Annotated in this window: 12 protein-coding genes; 8 read left to right on the plus strand and 4 right to left on the minus strand. The window is 53.5% G+C overall.

Features of this window, described 5'->3' with window-relative positions; genetic code table 11:
- Positions 1-23 precede the first annotated feature (23 nt).
- From ACFFLD_RS01070 to cydC, 3 genes are read left to right on the plus strand one after another with little or no spacing between them, the layout of a single operon-like run.
- Entirely contained in the window at positions 24-1,022 is a 999-nt protein-coding gene (locus ACFFLD_RS01070) for a cytochrome d ubiquinol oxidase subunit II (RefSeq protein ID WP_386040657.1), read from the plus strand.
- Positions 1,019-2,914: a thiol reductant ABC exporter subunit CydD gene (gene cydD / locus ACFFLD_RS01075; protein ID WP_386040659.1), complete on the plus strand. Its 1,896-nt coding sequence runs from the start codon at positions 1,019-1,021 to the stop codon at positions 2,912-2,914. Before ACFFLD_RS01070 ends, cydD begins: the two co-directional genes overlap by 4 nt.
- Positions 2,907-4,676: a thiol reductant ABC exporter subunit CydC gene (cydC, locus tag ACFFLD_RS01080; RefSeq protein ID WP_386040661.1), complete on the plus strand. Its 1,770-nt coding sequence runs from the start codon at positions 2,907-2,909 to the stop codon at positions 4,674-4,676. Before cydD ends, cydC begins: the two co-directional genes overlap by 8 nt.
- A 119-nt stretch (positions 4,677-4,795) precedes the next feature.
- Here cydC and ACFFLD_RS01085 read toward each other — a convergent pair whose 3' ends face one another.
- Together ACFFLD_RS01085 and fdhF are read right to left on the minus strand one after the other, a co-directional pair.
- Positions 4,796-5,281 carry a DUF1641 domain-containing protein gene (locus ACFFLD_RS01085; RefSeq protein WP_386040663.1) on the minus strand — a complete coding sequence of 162 codons (486 nt, stop codon included), beginning with the start codon at positions 5,279-5,281 and terminating at the stop codon, positions 4,796-4,798.
- Complete coding sequence (gene fdhF / locus ACFFLD_RS01090; protein ID WP_386040665.1) at positions 5,281-8,256, minus strand: formate dehydrogenase subunit alpha; 2,976 nt, start codon at positions 8,254-8,256, stop codon at positions 5,281-5,283. Before fdhF ends, ACFFLD_RS01085 begins: the two co-directional genes overlap by 1 nt.
- A 680-nt stretch (positions 8,257-8,936) precedes the next feature.
- Between fdhF and ACFFLD_RS01095 the strand changes: the two genes are divergently transcribed.
- From ACFFLD_RS01095 to ACFFLD_RS01105, 3 genes are all read left to right on the plus strand, one after another.
- Positions 8,937-9,812, plus strand: coding sequence for a mechanosensitive ion channel family protein (locus tag ACFFLD_RS01095; RefSeq protein ID WP_386040667.1), 876 nt, complete (start codon positions 8,937-8,939; stop codon positions 9,810-9,812).
- A 106-nt stretch (positions 9,813-9,918) separates the two neighbouring features.
- Positions 9,919-10,860 (plus strand): cobyrinic acid a,c-diamide synthase, encoded by a 942-nt coding sequence (locus ACFFLD_RS01100; RefSeq protein WP_386040669.1) that lies wholly within the window; start codon positions 9,919-9,921, stop codon positions 10,858-10,860.
- Positions 10,861-10,892: 32 nt separating this feature from the next.
- Positions 10,893-12,104: a toxic anion resistance protein gene (locus tag ACFFLD_RS01105; RefSeq protein WP_386040671.1), complete on the plus strand. Its 1,212-nt coding sequence runs from the start codon at positions 10,893-10,895 to the stop codon at positions 12,102-12,104.
- Positions 12,105-12,153: 49 nt separating this feature from the next.
- On the opposite strand, the gene ACFFLD_RS01110 is transcribed toward ACFFLD_RS01105, so the two are convergent.
- On the minus strand, positions 12,154-13,776 hold the full coding sequence (locus tag ACFFLD_RS01110; protein WP_386040877.1) for a BCCT family transporter: 1,623 nt from the start codon (positions 13,774-13,776) through the stop codon (positions 12,154-12,156).
- 373 nt (positions 13,777-14,149) lie between these two features.
- Positions 14,150-15,280, minus strand: a complete 1,131-nt coding sequence (locus ACFFLD_RS01115; protein ID WP_386040673.1) for an endonuclease/exonuclease/phosphatase family protein — start codon at positions 15,278-15,280, stop codon at positions 14,150-14,152.
- Between the two features lie 117 nt (positions 15,281-15,397).
- Between ACFFLD_RS01115 and ACFFLD_RS01120 the strand changes: the two genes are divergently transcribed.
- Together ACFFLD_RS01120 and ACFFLD_RS01125 are read left to right on the plus strand one after the other, a co-directional pair.
- Positions 15,398-16,102, plus strand: a complete 705-nt coding sequence (locus ACFFLD_RS01120; protein ID WP_386040675.1) for a hypothetical protein — start codon at positions 15,398-15,400, stop codon at positions 16,100-16,102.
- A 131-nt stretch (positions 16,103-16,233) separates the two neighbouring features.
- Positions 16,234-16,752 carry a peroxiredoxin-like family protein gene (locus ACFFLD_RS01125; RefSeq protein ID WP_386040677.1) on the plus strand — a complete coding sequence of 173 codons (519 nt, stop codon included), beginning with the start codon at positions 16,234-16,236 and terminating at the stop codon, positions 16,750-16,752.
- Positions 16,753-17,030 lie beyond the last annotated feature (278 nt).

A 17,030-nucleotide genomic window follows, 5' to 3' on the forward strand; every position in this document is an offset into this window, starting at 1 on the left:
GAGCCAATGAATAGGAAGCTTATATGGATAATGAACTTTTCCCTATTATCTGGTTCGGGCTGATCAGTTTCGCGCTCCTTATTTATATTCTGCTGGATGGTTATAGTCTGGGCATTGGCATTCTGTTTCCCTTTATCAAAGACGCGGAGCAACGCGGCATCATGATAACCACTGCCTCGCCGTTCTGGGACAGTAACCAGACCTGGCTGGTACTCAGTGTTGCCGGGCTTTATGGCGCGTTTCCACTGGTCTATTCCGCTTTGCTGCCCGCCCTGTACTTGCCGTTAATCCTGATGTTGATGTGTCTGTTTTTCCGCGGCATGACGTTTGAGTTTCGCTCCAAGTCGAGCTCCTATCAATGGTTTGATATCGGCTTTGGCATGACCACCACAGCCGTCGCTTTTATTCAGGGTATGGTGGTGGGTAGTGTGGTTGCCGGGCGGGTAACCAGTGACGGTAACTTCGCTGAGAATGTGTTTAGCGGGTTCTCGTGGTTCGGGCTATGCACTGGTCTTGCGCTGGTGATCGGTTATGCGCTACTAGGGGCTGCGTGGCTCATTATCAAAACAGATGGCCGCCTGCAGAGCAGCTTTTACCGCTTAATACGCCCCCTCATGATACTGTTTTTACTCACTATATTCGCAGTTTTCGCCATGACTCCCTTCGTTAACGAGCTGATCGCTGAACGCTGGTTACAGTGGCCCCATCTGCTGGCACCAGTCGTTACTGGGTTGATGATGATAGCGCTAGCGATCCTCACCATACGCAGCGCTGCTCGCCGCGACGAGAAACGGATCATCGTGCAAATTGGCATGATGTTCGTGCTGGGCTTGACCGGTTTGCTGGCTAGTTTTTATCGAGTGATGCTGCCACCTGATATCACCCTTTGGGAGGCTGCTTCGAGCCGTGCCAGCCAGCAGTTTCTGCTGGTGGGTTATATGATGACGGTGCCGATCATCCTTGGTTATACCACTTACACGTATAGGTTGTTTGGGGGCAAGGTACGCGAGAGTGAAGCATGACGCCGGGCAAAACAACGCCACAACGCTGGCTAACCAATCAGGCGCGGCATGGCGGGTATTGGCCCTATATCACCGTGTTAGCTGGCAGCGCTTCAACACTTCTGCTCTTCGTGCAGGCGTGGGCCATCGCCACCATTACTCAGCAGCTAGTAATGGAACAGGCCTCCTTCGGCGATGTGACGACTCCGCTATTGATCTTGCCGCTGGCCTTCTTCGCTCGCGGTGCACTTGCGTGGATTAAGACCGAAGCCGCCACGCATAGCGCCGTGAAAGTCCGCCAAGCCATCCGCAGCGAACTGCTCACTCGCATTGGCGAACTTGGCCCGCTATGGGTGCGGCGCCAACACAGCGCCGCGCTTGGCAATCGCGTCTGGGATCAGGTCGATGCGCTTCATGGTTACTATGCCGACTACCGTCCTCAGCGCCTACTTTGCCTGGTCATCCCCATTTTGATCCTGATCGCTGTATTTCCTCTAAGCTGGGCGGCAGGCCTGATTTTGCTCATCACAGCACCTTTTATCCCACTCAATATGGCCATGGTCGGCATCGGTGCCAAGCATCGTCATCAGGCACAGTTTCAGGAAATGAGTCGCATGAGCCGCCATTTTCTGGAGGCATTGCGTGGCCTGCCCACCCTTAAGCTGTTTGGGGTCAGCCGTGCCCAGGCGGAGGTAGTACAGGAAGTGTCAGAAAACTTTCGTGTCCGCTCCATGCGGGTGTTACGTCTAGCCTTTCTATCGTCTACTTTACTGGAGTTTTTTAGCTCGCTCTCGATCGCGCTGCTGGCCATTTATATTGGCTTTATATACCTGGGCCACTTCGAGTTCGGCGTTTGGGGGCGTGAACTAACACTATTCGCGGGTATGTTTATCCTGGTACTCGCACCTAACTTTTACCAGCACCTGCGCGATCTGGGCACGCATTACCATGCCAAAGCCGAAGCGGAGGCCGCCGCGGAAGAGCTGATGCCGCTACTCGCGCCGCCGATACAGGACGCAACACGAAGCCACGATTGGCAAGTACCCGAGCAATTGGGAGTTACCCTTACTAATGTCACCTGTCGCTATACCGACCAGCACTCGCCTGCCCTCGACAAGATCAGTCTCACCATTCGCCCAGGCGAGACACTAGCGGTCATAGGCCCGAGCGGCGCAGGCAAATCGAGCTTGCTCAACCTGCTGATGGGGTTCTTACCGCCAGAAACAGGCACCCTGACCACGCACGACGGAGTAGATGTCGATTCACTTGCAGCAACCACGTGGCAACGCGCGATTGGCTGGCTGGGACAGCGGCCAACGATACTCACCGGCACCCTGGCCGATAACTTGCGATTGGCCGACGCAGAGGCTGATGATAACTGCCTTCGCCAAGCGCTCCGCGAGGTTGATCTGATCGACTGGGTTGATTCATTGCCCGAAGGATTGGAAACATTAGTGGGTGACGGTGGCCAGCCGGTAGCTGGCGGCCAGGCTAGACGTATTGCCCTAGCCCGCATTTTTTTGCGCCGCTCGCCGTTGCTACTTCTGGATGAACCCACCGCCAGCCTTGACCCTGCTAGCGAAGCACACGTTATCGATGCGCTTGCCAGGCTCAAGCAGGCCCACACCCTGGTGATATTGACGCATCGTCTCAACCTACTGACGTTAGCCGACCGCGTTTTAGTGCTCAACAATGGCCAGGTCCGCGCCATTAATACCCTTGAGGACCTGCACGCCACCCACCCGGAGCTATTTAACGCGCCTTCCCGTTTCGCGGCGGGTCAGGCTGAAAATAGGGCCGGAAATAGCGTCGGAAACGGTACTGGGAACGGTACTGTAAACAGAGCTAGAAACAGTACTGAAAATAGCGCTGGAGACTGGATCGAGGACATAGCGGAGGATAAGTATGTCTAATCGTTCGCAGCCGCCATCTTCTATCAGCCTACTTTGGCCCTACCTAAAACAGATGTTGCCATTCTCTCTCTGGCTGAGCTTTGGCATGGTGTTTAGTCTGGTTACCCTGCTTTCGAGTATCGGCATGATCGCGCTTTCGGGCTGGTTCCTAAGCGCCTCTGCGTTGGCCGGCCTCTCGGCCACCACGGCGGCAACATTTAATTATTTTCTACCTTCGGCGGGCATTCGCCTGTTTGTACTCACTCGTACGGCGGGACGATACGGTGAACGCGTCACCTCCCATGAAGGAACCCTTCGGCTATTGTCGAAACTTCGCAGACAAGTCTACGACGCCATTGAGCCGCTATCGCCCATTGCTCTGCAACGCTACGGCAGTGGTGAACTGCTGAGCCGACTGACAGCCGATGTTGATGCCCTGGATAGCCTGTACTTGCGAGTCGTAGCGCCCTCTGTCGTGGCCCTACTTGCCATTATCGGCTGTGGCGTGGTGATTGGGGTGTTCTCTCTCGGCATTGGCCTGTTTGTCACCATCGCCTTACTGCTTTCCGGCATTCTCGGTCCATGGCTTGCCTGGCGTTTAAGTCACCGTCATACCGCACAATGGCAGGCGCTCAATGGCCAGCTTCGCGCACGGCTAACCGAGCGGTTGGATGGCTTGCCCGAGCTATTGCTTTATGGCCGTTGGCAAGACGAAACAGTAACCCTTACCGACATGCAGCAACAACGCGATGACAAGGAGTACCACACCGCGAGGATATGGGGGTTATCGCAGTGCCTTTCACAAACATTGCTGGGCCTGACGCTAACCATTGCACTGGCCATGGCCATCTGGTTAGCCAGCGAGGGGCTGCTCAACCCCACTCTGGTTGCGCTAATAGGCCTGGCAGTGCTGGCAGCCTTCGACGCGATCGCGCTGCTGCCCCAAGCCTTTCAGAACCTGGGCAAAGTGCAGCATGCTGCTCAACGACTAAACGCCGTCCGTCATCATGTCCCTTCTCTGGTTTATGCATCCAAAGATAAAGCGCATCCTCGTGATAACAGCCTACGTATTAATGAGCTTTATGTGGCGTATGCCGATGGTACGCAGGCACTGACCAGCGTTTCGCTCGCCATTGATGCCGGAGAACACCTCGCCCTATTGGGGGCGTCAGGCAGTGGTAAGACCACACTGCTCAATGCGCTGGTGCGCTTTGTAACGCCGCAAGCGGGTGATCTGTCATTGGGGCATGTCGCGCTACAAGACTTAAGTGAACCAACATTGCGAGACTCTTTCGCCGTCTCACCTCAACACATTCACCTCTTCGTGGCGAATTATCGAGAGAACCTGGCACTAGCCAACCCAGAGGCCAGCGATGACGATATGATCGAGTTGCTAGAGGCATTGGGCCTTGGCCACTGGCTAAGCGAGCAACCCGCCGGACTCGATAGTTACCCGGATGAAGGTGGCCACTCATTGTCAGGTGGTCAGCTTCGTCGCTTTGGGGTTGCCCGCGCCCTGCTTGCGTCAGCGCCGGTAGTGCTGCTGGATGAGCCCACCGAGGGGCTCGATGAAACCACCGCGACCCACGTTCTCAACGAGATACGCAAGCACTGCCAGGGGCGCACCTTGATAATGGCGACTCATCGCCCCATCAGCCTCGACCGGATGGATCGTATCGCCGTGCTAACTACCGGTCGATTACAGGAGTTGGGCACACCCGACGAATTATTAGCCGAGCCCGAGAGCTACTTTTCTGCTCTCAGCCGTCGCTTTGCGCTTTAAGAGGTTATCCTGTCGTTTAAACGCCAACTGCGGGGACAGCGCCTGGACATTGCCCACATGATTCGCTGCGTTTCAGGAAGGCGCCCAGCCACGCTGTGATGTAGCCGTTTTCCCATTGATCACGGCCCACTGGTGGGTTTACCAGTGTAATCCGTTACCGGTTTATCAACGGGTGTATCAAGCCGTTCGGCGAATGCCTTGAGTCCATCGATAATGGGCATGATGGAATGCCATAGCTGTTCATCATGGAGCATTTTGTAGGCTCCCTTCACTCCTGGCGAGCCTTTATCCTCTTCTTCGGGGTGATGTTTGCTGATGGTTTCCAACGCATCACGTAGCGCAAAGGTAACCCGGTAGAAGTCATTGGGCTCAATACGAGACAACATCATCCCCATGATGGAAATGTTTTGAATAGCATTGAGTGTTCCGGGTTTGCCAAGCCCGTTGACCAGCACCTGGGCAACCTCTGTATTGGCGCCTACCACATCGTTGGCAAAGCGCAGTACGCCATGCTCATGCAAGGTCTGTAGCAGTCGCTCCAGTTCTTCATGCGCATCCGGCCCTATGTCAGGAGGCGTCACGTTATGAGATATGCGTTCTGCCATTACATTTTCCTCGGATTGGATAGCTGAGCAGGCGGTAATTCATAATCGCTTCGGTCCCACTTGACCTCAACCTCGACCCCTTTTCTGGGCGTGCGATGGCCGTAACGAAAATTATTGCTTCTCAGCGGTGGCTCGCCCTTCTCGCCCGGCAGCACCTCGAGTTTTACCGCTGTTTCCTTGTAGGCGGGGGTATCTACATCGGGGTCGTGATGCTCGCCCGTTAGCGCATTGACCCCAGGTTTGCCCTGGTGTATCGGCAGAAACAAGGTATGACCTCTGACGCGATCAGTGACCAGCGCCCGGACTTCGATACTGTCACGTCGCGAGGTGACCTTGACCCATGTCCCGTCTTCAATACCATATTCATTGGCCAGTTCGGGGCTGACCTCAACGAACCATCCCGGCGCCTCGTACCAGATACGTGGCCCACGACCGGTCTGGTTCGAGGCCTGGAAATGTTCGAGCATGCGCCCGTTATCCATCGAGAAGGGATACTCTTCGTCGGGCGATTCTGCCGGTTCCTTCCACTCCAGCGGATATAGATTTGCCTTCCCGTCCTCGTTGGCGAACCCATCGGTATAGAGAAGCGGGGTATCGGTACCATCCGCGTTGACCGGCCACTGCAGGGATTTCCAACCAGAGAGACGCTCATAGGTCACGCCAGCAAACATCGGTGAAATGCTGGCGCACTCCGCCATGATCTGTGAGGGGTGCGTGTAACCCCAGTCGTGCCCCATACGGGCCGCCAGGTCGGTGAGGATTCGCCAGTCTGGCCGACAGTCGCCCAGCGGCGGTAACACTTCGTAGAAACGCTGGATTCGCCGTTCGGTATTGACGAACGTGCCCTCCTTCTCGACGCTTGGCGCGCCTGGAAGCACCACGTCGGCGAATTCAGCGGTGCGGCTCATGAAGATGTCCTGCACCACTAGAAAATCCAGATCAGTGAACGCCGAATGCACATTGTGCGAATCGGCATCGGAGAAGGCGGTTTCCTCGCCGATAATAAACATGGCCTTGAGCCTATCCTCAGCAGCCGCTTGAACCATCAAGAAATTACCCTCACCGACCTTGTCGGAGAGCTGCTCCTTGGGAACGCCCCAGCCTTTCGCCCATCGCTCTCGTGCCGAGTCATCCGAGACTTTTTCATACCCCGGATACATATTACGCAGGCAGCCGAAATCGCTGGCGCCCTGAACATTGTTGTGACCACGCATCGGGTAGCCGCCTGTGCCCGGTTTGCCATAATTACCCGTCACCACCAGTAGATTAGATAGCGCCGTACTGGTATCAGACCCGTGGCTATGCTGCGTGATGCCCATCGCCCACAGCAGGCAAACGCTGCCCGCCTTGCCTATCATCTCTGCCGCGTCGACAATTTCTTGCCTGGAGAGGCCGGTTTTTTGCTCGGCAAACTCCAGTGTGAACGGCTCCAACGAGGCCCGGTATTCATCAACGTTGTTGACCCACTTATCGAGAAATTCCTGATCCGCATAGCCTTGCTCGAACATATAACGCGACAATGCTGACGCCAATATCAGGTCGGTGCTGGCATTAGCGCGCAAGAACAGATCGGCACGCTCGGCCATTTCATGTTTGCGCGGATCAATGACGATGACCTTTTGACCGCGTAGTTTCTGTGCCGCCTTGATGCGCGAGGCAATTACCGGATGGTTCTCGGCGGTATTGCTACCGACGATAATCACCACCTCGGCTTTCTCGATATCTTCGATGGAGCCGGCATCGCCGCCATAGCCCACGGTGCGAAACAGACCTTTGGTCGCCGGGTTCTGACAGTAACGTGAAGAGTTGTCGACACTGTTGGTGCCGATGATCAGGCGGGCGATTTTCTGAGTGAGATAGGCTTCCTCGTTACTCGCTTTGCTCGAGCCAATGAAGCCCAGGCTTTCCGCGCCATACGTATCGCGCGTCTCGATCAAACGACGGGCAACCAAATCAAGCGCCTCGTCCCAGCTGGCTTCGCGAAAACGACCGTTTTCACGAATCAGCGGCGTCGTCAGGCGCTTTTCGCTGTTGACGAAATCCCAGGCAAACTTGCCCTTGATGCAGGTCGAAATACCATTGGCCGGTGCATCAATCACGGGCTGCACCTTCAGGATATGCCGATCCCGGGTCCACATCTCGAAGGAACACCCCACACCGCAATAGGTGCATACCGTTTTGGTGCGCTTGATTTCCGGCTGGCGCCAATGCATGTCCATCATGGACAAACCGGTGACCGGCGTAGCGCCGGTGGTCGTTTCGACAGTCTTGATAATGTCGATCAACGGCCTCTTGAGCGATTGCGGCATTGAGGTGAATGGCCCGGCGTCTGGCTGCATGGTTTTTTCCATTAGCGCATTACAGGGGCACACCGTAACGCAGTGGCCACATTGCACACAGCTTGAATCGTCAATCGCCTTGCCGCCATCCCACAGAACCCGGGGGTCTTCCATGGAATAATCGATGCTTAGCGTCTCGTTGACTTCAATGTTCTGGCAGGCTTCAACACAGCGACCACAGAGAATGCATTGGTCAGGGTCGTAGGTATAGAACGGGCTGGAAGTGTCTTTTTCGTAGGGCTTGGGCTTAAACTCATAACGTTGAATGGGGATCTTCATCTCCGCCATCGTGTTATGCAGGGTGCAGTCGCCGGTATTGTTTTCACATACAGTGCAGTAAAGCTCGTGCTTGCTTAGCAGCCGATCCATACCCTCATGGCGGGCTGCCTCGACAAAATCATTCTGGCTGGTAATGGTCAGTCCTTCGTGGGTTTTTAGCGTACACCCCCGTTTTAACTCACCATCGACTTCCACCCAACAGGAATCACAGGTTTCAAGCGGGCCCAACGAAGGGTGATAACACACGTGAGGCAGATCAATACCGTGTGTTTCCAGAAAATCGACCAGCGGCATGTCGGCTCTGCCCGACAAGTTTTTTCCATCAAAAACAATGGTGCAGCTATCATCCTTGAGCATAAGAAACCCTCTATCCCTGTGGGAATCATTAATTTTTAATCGTAGTCCTTAAACAAAGTCCTTCACCAAAGCCCTTAAACAACGTTCTTAACCTACGCTCTTAAACAACGTTCTTAAAAAAAGTTAAAGCAACGTTATTAACCAACGTTCTTAATCATGTTTATCGACATAATTTATAACCATGTCGATAAACCGTATTTTTTAACCCTAGTAAAGGGCTCTAGTCTTGTCGAGATATTAAAATGCGTTTATTAAATAGCCCAGCAGGAAGCACCTTTAATTAACTTAAATTACTAAACTTCGCGCTTACGAGCCCTGAGGAAGATAGCCGTCACCTCGCTGGGCCTGGGCTGATTTATTGGCCATACTGGTAAGTCTCAAAAGCATAGGGAAGGAGTCTTGTATGCTTGACTGGGCATCGTGGCAAGCTTGGGAGAGATGGATCTCACAGCCAGCCTTGCTGAAATTTGTTGTCGTGGTGGGTATCGCTGTTGTCAGCTATGTAGCGCTTCGGGTATTGATGAATTCGGTGCTTGCTCGGGTCCTCAACTGGCAAGCTAGACGCAAAGGACACTGGAGCCAATACAGCGCCGAAGTTTTCAAACACACGAGCCGTTTGCTAATCGCGGCAATGGCCTTACAAATTGGTCTAGCGATTGTAGACCTGGGGCCCGCCTGGGATGCCAGGGTCAGTCATATATGGTTCCTGGTGCTCGCCCCTTCAGTTTGGCCTTTGGGTCGATGCCGCCATCGCTTTTTGGAAAGAGAGCGTTATACAGGATCAAGCGGGGCGAGATAACCAACTGACCGTGACCATGGTCTCGCTGATGTTCCGCATCGTGCTATGGGCCGTTGTGGTGCTCTCGATGCTGGCAAACCTGGGCGTGAATATCACCGCCTTTGTCGCCAGTTTGGGAATTGGTGGTATCGCCATCGCGCTTGCTGTCCAGGCATTGCTCGGCGACTTGTTTGCCTCAGCCTCTATCGGGGTAGATAAACCCTTCAAGACTGGTCACTTTATTGTCTTCAATGACATTGCCGGCACCATTGAATACATCGGTTTAAAGACCACGCGTATTCGTAGCTTGAGTGGAGAGCAAATTATTTGCTCGAACACACAGCTGCTTCAACAAACGATTCATAACTACAGCCGGATGAATGAACGGCGTATCGTGTTCACTCTGGCGATCTCGTTCCGCACCTCTGCAGAACAAGCGCGCGAGATACCGCCGCTTATTCAACAGGCCATCGAGCAGGTAGCCAATACTCGTTTTGATCGTGCTCATTTACTCATGTTTGATGATCACGCGCTGAAATACGAGGTGGTCTACTTCGTGTTGAGCCCCGACTACAATCTTTATATGGATATCCAACAAGCCATCAATTTTACGCTTCTGGAAGAGCTAGGTAAGCGTAATATCAAGTTTGCCATGCCGGTGCGCTCTATTGAGTTTCTGGATGATATCCCTTTAAACGCGCATCAATTTAGCCAAGAGCCTCCACCACCCTCTGCGGAAACAACGCCTCACTCCAATGTAGTGAGACAGCGAGACTAGCCTAACGTGATAAAATCGAGCAAAGCGCACAATTGATCCTTAGCGTCCCCTCTTGGTTACTTTACACTCAGGGTTTGCGTTCAATGAACGAAGGATAATCGTATCGATGTTGGGATTCCTGCAAGGATTTTCCTATGGTCTTTTCATGACCTGTCTGCCCTGGCTGCTGGTTGGTCTCATCAACCCCGCCTTGGCGCACCCGGCGTTGGCTCCCAGCCGCCTGCTGGTGATCCTGCGCTATTGCCTGGTAGTACCCTCGTTGAGTGTGCTGCTTTGGCTGACCTCACTCTGGGGCGGTTTCAGCCCCAGCCTGTTTGGCTGGCTGGCGGGCATTGTCGCGATTCCCGTAGCGCTGCCTTTAGAGCGAACGCTGCGCGGCTGGCTTGAGCGCCGCCGACAGCGGCGTCAGCAAGCGCAAAGTGCCGCCGAGCTGAATAAGCGCCGCGCCAGGGAAGAGCAAAAGGCGTATGAGCCGGGAGTATCGGTGCTTGACCCGGCACGCCCGCCCGTGGGAGCAGATGATCTGGTATTGGCCATGTGTAAAGCCAAGCAGAACCTGCTTGACGTACAACGACCCGATCTGGCGATCCAGGCAGACCGCCTTTATAGCCGCTATCGTCATGTGGTGGATGTGCTGGGCAGTCGTTTCCATACCGGAGAACTTACCTTTGAACGCTCGCGCAGTCTGGTAACGCAGGTCTGTCTTGGCGCGGTGGACACGCTAGGCACGATGGCCTCCCAGGCGCGAGGCGTCATTAGCGTGGACGGAAATTATGTGCGTCGTCGACTGTCTCAGGAGAACAAACGGTTAAACGAGGAAGAACGCGCCGCCCTGGTACGGCGTCTGGATCTTTTGGTGGAGACCGAACAACGGCTGAATAGCCTCTCCGCCCGTATTGAATCAGCGCTGACCGTGCTCGACGATACGTCGGTGGCCATGGCACAGATCGAGACGGCGCGGCCACAGGCCTCGGTAACCACCGAGAAGGCACTGGACGACCTACGCCGCTTTGTTGAAGGCGCTGACCGCTACGCTCGCAAGGATTAACCCACGCTTTTTTATTGCTTCAGGAGATGCCCATGACGCCGCCACCCGATGACAAACATCGCCTCTCCCTACCGCCGGTGAACGACATCGCCGATCAGCTAGGCGCCAGCGGGGTCGATCCTGATAGCCAAGACAGCGACCCAGCGCTTGAGTCGATGGCCGATCGCTTTATTGAAGAGATACTTGCCCAGCATAATGACGAAGCAAAAGCTCAACAGCGCCGTGCAATCGACGAAATGGGGCTTGAACTGCAGCAACAAGCCGCCCATCGCAGTAGCATGCTGGAAACACCACTACGCCAGTTGGCCCACCAGGGTGACGAGGGCGGACCGGTCGCCAAGGCGCTGACCGATTTGCGCGGGCGCATGGAAGGGCTCGATCCTGCACGGCATCGCCTGGCCCCCACCGCACTGGATCGCGTTTTCAGCCTCATCCCCGGCCTCGACAGCCGCCTGCAGCGCTACTTTCGTAAGTTCGAGAATGCCCAGCAAGCACTGGACGCAATCATCGCGGATCTGGAAAGCGGGCGCGACATTCTGCATCGTGACAACCTCACCCTGAACGATGACCAACTAGCCTTGACCAACATTCTTGGCGAATTGAATCGTCAAATTGCCCTGGGCCGCTTGATCGACCGCCGTCTGCAGGACGAAATCGCCAAACGTGACATTGATGATCCGCAGCGATACTTTCTTGAAGAGGAACTGCTCTTTCCCCTCCGTCAACGCATTGTCGATCTTCAGCAGCAGTTGGCGGTAAGTCAGCAAGGCGTGCTTGCACTGGAAGTCATTATCCGCAACAACCGGGAGCTGATGCGCGGTGTTGATAGAGCCATTAACGTGACGGTCTCGGCCCTCACGGTCGCGGTCACCGTGGCGATGGGCATGGCCAACCAACGGTTGGTGCTGGACCGTATCGAAGCACTCAACACGACCACCTCACAGCTGATTGGCGGGACTGCCAAGGCGCTGCGTCAGCAAGGCGTGGACATACAAAAAAAAGCTTCCTCAGCGATGCTCGACATGCACGTGCTTGAGGAAGCCTTCAACGAAGTGATGGGTGCGATCAATGACCTTTCGGCTTATCGCCAAAATGCCCTTCCCCAGTTGGATGAGCAGATCGACCGCCTGGCAGCCTTGGCCAAGCGGGGCAATACATCCATTGAGCGCCTCCAGGAAGGCAGCAAGTCATCGCTTCAATCGCCAACACAGTCCCCATCACCCAAGGACCGTGACGCAAGCTGACGACTCATTACTACCTTTTACTACTCATTGATCGCTTTTAGGCGTTCGATCATTCATCCGGTGATAACTCCTCCGACTTAGGCGGATGACCCACCGTCACTTTGCTGAGATCCTCATGAGAAAGGCCACGGTACAAGGCAAACATCATGATGAACACCAATATAAACATCGGCAGGCCTACGACGGTAATCACCTCTTGCAAGGCAGTAAGCCCGGCATCACCAGCCAGCATGATGAGCATGGCAGCCAGCATGCCCTCTGAGACACCCCAGAATACGCGCTGATGCCAGGGACCAGGGTTCGTACTGCCGGTACACAGCATATCGACTACCAGTGAGGCGGAGTCTGATGACGTGGCAAAGAAGATGGCTACGATAACAATGGCCAAGCCTTGGATTAATGTCGCGCCCGGGAAGTGATCGAAAAAGGCGAACATCGCGAGAGGGATACTTTCGCCTACGGCATCCGATAGAACCCCTGCCTGAGCGCCCATTGCTGCGCGAGTATCGGCCCCAATACCGTCGATTTCCATGGCAGACCAACCAAAAATCGAAAACCAAATCAGGGTAAAGATGGCGGGTGCAAACAGTACCCCCATGACAAACTCACGAATGGTCCGTCCGCGGGAAATCCGTGCTACAAATATCCCGATGAAAGGTGACCAGCTAACGGTCCAGGCCCAATAAAATACTGTCCAATCGCCCTGCCATCCCCAACTACCGTCTTCAGTGGCATAAATCGCGAGCGTGTCATTCCAAAAAGCCATCGGCAACAGGTTCGATATATAAAGCCCCACCGTCTCAACCATGCCGCGTAGCAGAAACACCGTCGACCCGGTAAAAAGCACAAACAGCAACAAGCCGACGGCCATACCAATATTGATATTGGAGAGCAGTTTTATGCCTGAATCCAGACCGGCGATGATCGACCCTACCGCGACGGACGTCAGTACGGCGATGATGATGACTTTGGTAACCACTGAATCCGGGATACCAAATAACTCCGTTAACCCTGCATTGATCTGCTGTGTCCCCAGGCCAAGGGAAACCGCCACCCCAAACAGCGTGCCGAGAATGGCAAAGACATCCAGCGTTTTACCGATAGGACCATATATACGCTCACCTAACAGCGGATAGAAAACCGAGCTAAAACGCATCGGCAGGTCGTAGCGATAAATAAAGTAGGCAAACGCGAGTCCCGGCAGGGTAAAGATCGCCCAGGTATGCAGCCCCAGATGATAGATTGAAAAGCTCATGGCATCCTTGGCGGCTGCCACACTAAAGGGGTCGACCTCCGGTCTGGGGGGCGTTGTAAAGTGAGAAATAGGCTCCGCCACGCCCCAGAACATTAGCACCGTGCCGATACCGCCAGCGAAGAGCATGGTGAACCAGGAAATGTTGTCATAGACAGGCTTGGCGTCATTCCCCCCTAAGCGGATCGCCCCATACCGACTGAGTGCTGCCCACAACAGGAACGCCACCCAACTCGACACCCCGAAAATAAAGAACCAACCAAGGTTAGTAACAATCCATTCACGCCCTGCCCCGAAGGCATCTCCTATTGCCTCTGGTGCGATTAGAAGCACCACTAAGAAAAGGATCATGATCCCGGCAGATGTAAAAAAAATAGTGGGATCAGTCTTAAGGCCCAGCTTTCTTGCTAGTGCTTCCATCATTACAACCTCCTAGTATTTCCAATAACATAGGAGTTATTTATCGATCACGCCATATCATTAGTGAAGACTTATTTTGTTTGCAAGCTCTGCACTGGGTGCTCAGTGAAGGTCACGTTCCAGTAATTGCCGCACTCAAGTATGGCGTGGAGCGTAATTGGCGCATCATTATTAGGAATTGAAAGCGGTCCAGACTGACTGAGCCTGCGTAACAACCCAGCTGCATGACCATTTTCGAACCACTCAGCTGCGCCAATTCGTCAACACTGCCTACCACTAGTCCTTAAGTGGCTGCTCCACTCGATTACGCAGGCAATGTTATGGCCACCCGGATCAACCTATTGGATCAGTTACAGCTATAAGCCTTTGTTTCTCAATCGCTGACATTATGTTCACTAGCGTCTTCAGTACCTTCCTCGACTAGCTCCTGAGCCTTTTGGTGTTCATCCTCAGAGGCCTCGGGCTGCGCTTGATCCTTTCTCGCGGCGGTCAACGTCGTGGTAATAGCGAAGTGGTCTGAGCCCTTAAGTCTAATTCGATCCAGATCGACCAGATGAAAGCCGTCAGAGACAAATAAATGATCAATCGGATAGCGCCAAAATGGCCGCTCAGCGTGATAAGTACTTAGCAGTCGCCTGCCATGGCGTGGATCTTTAAGATCGCTCAGATCGGCGAAAAGCTTGGTAGTATCGGACCAAGCGACGTCATTGAAGTCCCCCGTAACGATCCAGCGATTGTCCGAATCTTGTTGAACATGGCGGGCAACGAGCATCAATTCAGCGTCGCGAACCCGGCTGTCTCGGCGTTCAGTGGTTTCATCATTGTGAGTGATACGGTCTTTTAAGCCCGGCGGGACTGGGTGAGTCCCGACATAGCGTATGGGGCCTATGCCGGGAATATCCAGAGTCACAAAGAGAGATGGCCGACGTTCGGAAACGAGGTACTTGACTTCCTGCTCTAAAAATGGAAACCGTGACCAAAGTACGATACCCAACCCTTCCCCACGCACCTCACCAACGCGATACTCGTAGCGTTCATTCAGTGGGGCCAACCCCTCTTCCCACTCGCTATCGATTTCAATTAACAGCAATAAGTCAGGATCCTCTCGCTGGATCAACTCGACTACTTCGGAGTAGCTGTCATTCTTATAGGTAACATTAGCGGTTAGCACTTTGAAAGTTGACTGGTTCTCGAGTGTTTGAGCGTCGGCGGTTGGCACTTCGTTAGGCCAAACCGCAGTAAACGGTACGATATGAGACAGTTGCCACCCAGCCAACGCAAGTATCAACACTAATAACACCGCATGTTCTTTTCGTGGTCTTTTCAGCCAGGCATGGAAAATCAACAGCAACAACACCACAGCCAACACGAAGGTCAACTGTAGGCGAGGAAATTCCCAAAGCCTGATCCACCACTGACCGCTGGGCATCTCAGGAAGTATGCTAACCACTACCAACAGGAGTATCAGTACACGAATAATCCAGAGCATAAGTTTTAAGAACATGAAGCCTCTCAAACGCGGAATGAATTGCCCCGGGTGTTATTGCCCCCGTTTGGCACTTAAATTAACGCTGCCTGCCGTTGCCCTACCGGCTTGTTTAGCACTTTTTACCAGTGTTACATGCTGCGGCCTAATATGAGAATCAACGTTTTGAAGTATGGTCTCAGGCTCGATCAACTTGGTGGGCATTTTTACACACTGTGCACTGGTCTATCGCTACTAAGGGGAGATAAAGGTGAAGGATCCAACACCGTTGCGCACTTCTCAAAAAAAACCAATGTAAAGTGCGAGACAAAATCTTTAAACAACAAAAAAGCCCCTGCAATGGTGTGCGAACCGTTTGGCACTAAGCGTGTTATCTCGATGCTTCATGCCGTGACAAGGCACCAGCTCCACCTGCACATCACGCACCAGGGTTCCATGTGCGTTTTCATGAACGATTCAGCGTCGGTATCCGTGGGGCTATCCGTTGGCCGCATGTCGGCAGCCGATCGTGAGCATTATGTTACGGGCAAAAGCTCGTTTGAAGATCAGGGACGAAGCAAGATAATAGGAAAAAATCAGGGAATATTGAAAGTTTATGCAGAACGTAACAGCGGCTTGTTTGTAGGCGCAGAAATGTTTGGACCCGCCGCTGAACATTTAGGCCCCCTGCTGGCCTGGGCCGCGCAGCAGCGCAGGACTGTTGCAACCATGTTGACGATGCCTTTTTATCACCCGGTGATTAAGGAAGGTTTGCGGACCGTTCTCAGGGACTTGCACTTAAAGATTATAAAGACCGATACCAACGTTGACCTCTGCATGGAGTGCGGGCCAGGTAGTTAATGTTTCGATGAATAACACGGTACTCACCATACAGTTTGTATAGGAAGCATATTTTTCCTAGGCTTGAGATGTCCACTCACCGGTCCTTTTACAAACAATGTATAAGTGCCGCCCGGAAACGGAGTCAAAGCATGGCTACACACGCTAAAATTGACGCAGCATTCCCGGTCATATCCTTGAACACACTTAGTGGAGAGACGTTGACGCTCGGCCAGCCGCCGCAGGGTCAATGGCAAATGCTGGTTATGTACCGGGGTCTTCATTGCCCTATCTGCAAAAAATATCTTGGCCAAGTCAATGATATGAAAGCAGATTTTGACAAAATGAACGTACAGATCGTTGCCGTCTCTACCGACCCTGAAGAAAAAGCCAAAAAATTCGCCGATGAAGTTGGCTTGGGTTTCGACGTCGCTTATGGCCTGAGTACCGATCAGGCACGAGAGCTAGGGCTGTATATCTCCACCCCCTTGGATAGTGCGGAGACCGATAACCCTTTTGCAGAACCGGGACTGTTTTTCATTCGCCCTGATGGTGGATTGCATTTCGCGGAAATTGCTAGCGCGCCTTTCTGTCGTCCCGATTTGGAAATGATCAAGAAGGGGATCGAAATTATCCAGGATAAGAATTACCCGCCTCGCGGCATTGGCTAGTAAATTTTAATTAGAGAAAACTCTTACCATGCTCATTAACATCGTGCAGTTGCAGTTTTGAATACTGGCGATATTGCTGTCCCTGCTAGTGGGCATAAGCCACATCTATCTCGGTGTTCATAGGCCAACCGATGGGCTGGAGGGCCGGAGCAAACTGGGCGGCGCTTTGCTGGATCGTGATGTCCTGGATGCAACGGCGTGGCAATAATATAGCCTCGGATGTTGCCCTTCATGCCAGCCAAACCGCTCTCAACCTGGAGAAGACTCATCGTAGAGTG

The sequence above is a fragment of the Vreelandella sulfidaeris genome (assembly GCF_042429665.1).
In the GTDB taxonomy this organism is placed as follows: Bacteria; Pseudomonadota; Gammaproteobacteria; order Pseudomonadales; family Halomonadaceae; genus Vreelandella.

What these genes read in the sequence shown, in the direction of transcription:
- ACFFLD_RS01070 (WP_386040657.1), top strand. Translation starts at nt 24, where the DNA reads ATGGATAATGAACTTTTCCCTATTATCTGGTTCGGGCTGATCAGTTTC.
- cydD (WP_386040659.1), top strand. Translation starts at nt 1,019, where the DNA reads ATGACGCCGGGCAAAACAACGCCACAACGCTGGCTAACCAATCAGGCG.
- cydC (WP_386040661.1), top strand. Translation starts at nt 2,907, where the DNA reads ATGTCTAATCGTTCGCAGCCGCCATCTTCTATCAGCCTACTTTGGCCC.
- ACFFLD_RS01085 (WP_386040663.1), bottom strand. Translation starts at nt 5,281, where the DNA reads ATGGCAGAACGCATATCTCATAACGTGACGCCTCCTGACATAGGGCCG.
- fdhF (WP_386040665.1), bottom strand. Translation starts at nt 8,256, where the DNA reads ATGCTCAAGGATGATAGCTGCACCATTGTTTTTGATGGAAAAAACTTG.
- ACFFLD_RS01095 (WP_386040667.1), top strand. Translation starts at nt 8,937, where the DNA reads ATGCCAGGGTCAGTCATATATGGTTCCTGGTGCTCGCCCCTTCAGTTT.
- ACFFLD_RS01100 (WP_386040669.1), top strand. Translation starts at nt 9,919, where the DNA reads ATGTTGGGATTCCTGCAAGGATTTTCCTATGGTCTTTTCATGACCTGT.
- ACFFLD_RS01105 (WP_386040671.1), top strand. Translation starts at nt 10,893, where the DNA reads ATGACGCCGCCACCCGATGACAAACATCGCCTCTCCCTACCGCCGGTG.
- ACFFLD_RS01110 (WP_386040877.1), bottom strand. Translation starts at nt 13,776, where the DNA reads ATGGAAGCACTAGCAAGAAAGCTGGGCCTTAAGACTGATCCCACTATT.
- ACFFLD_RS01115 (WP_386040673.1), bottom strand. Translation starts at nt 15,280, where the DNA reads ATGTTCTTAAAACTTATGCTCTGGATTATTCGTGTACTGATACTCCTG.
- ACFFLD_RS01120 (WP_386040675.1), top strand. Translation starts at nt 15,398, where the DNA reads ATGCTGCGGCCTAATATGAGAATCAACGTTTTGAAGTATGGTCTCAGG.
- ACFFLD_RS01125 (WP_386040677.1), top strand. Translation starts at nt 16,234, where the DNA reads ATGGCTACACACGCTAAAATTGACGCAGCATTCCCGGTCATATCCTTG.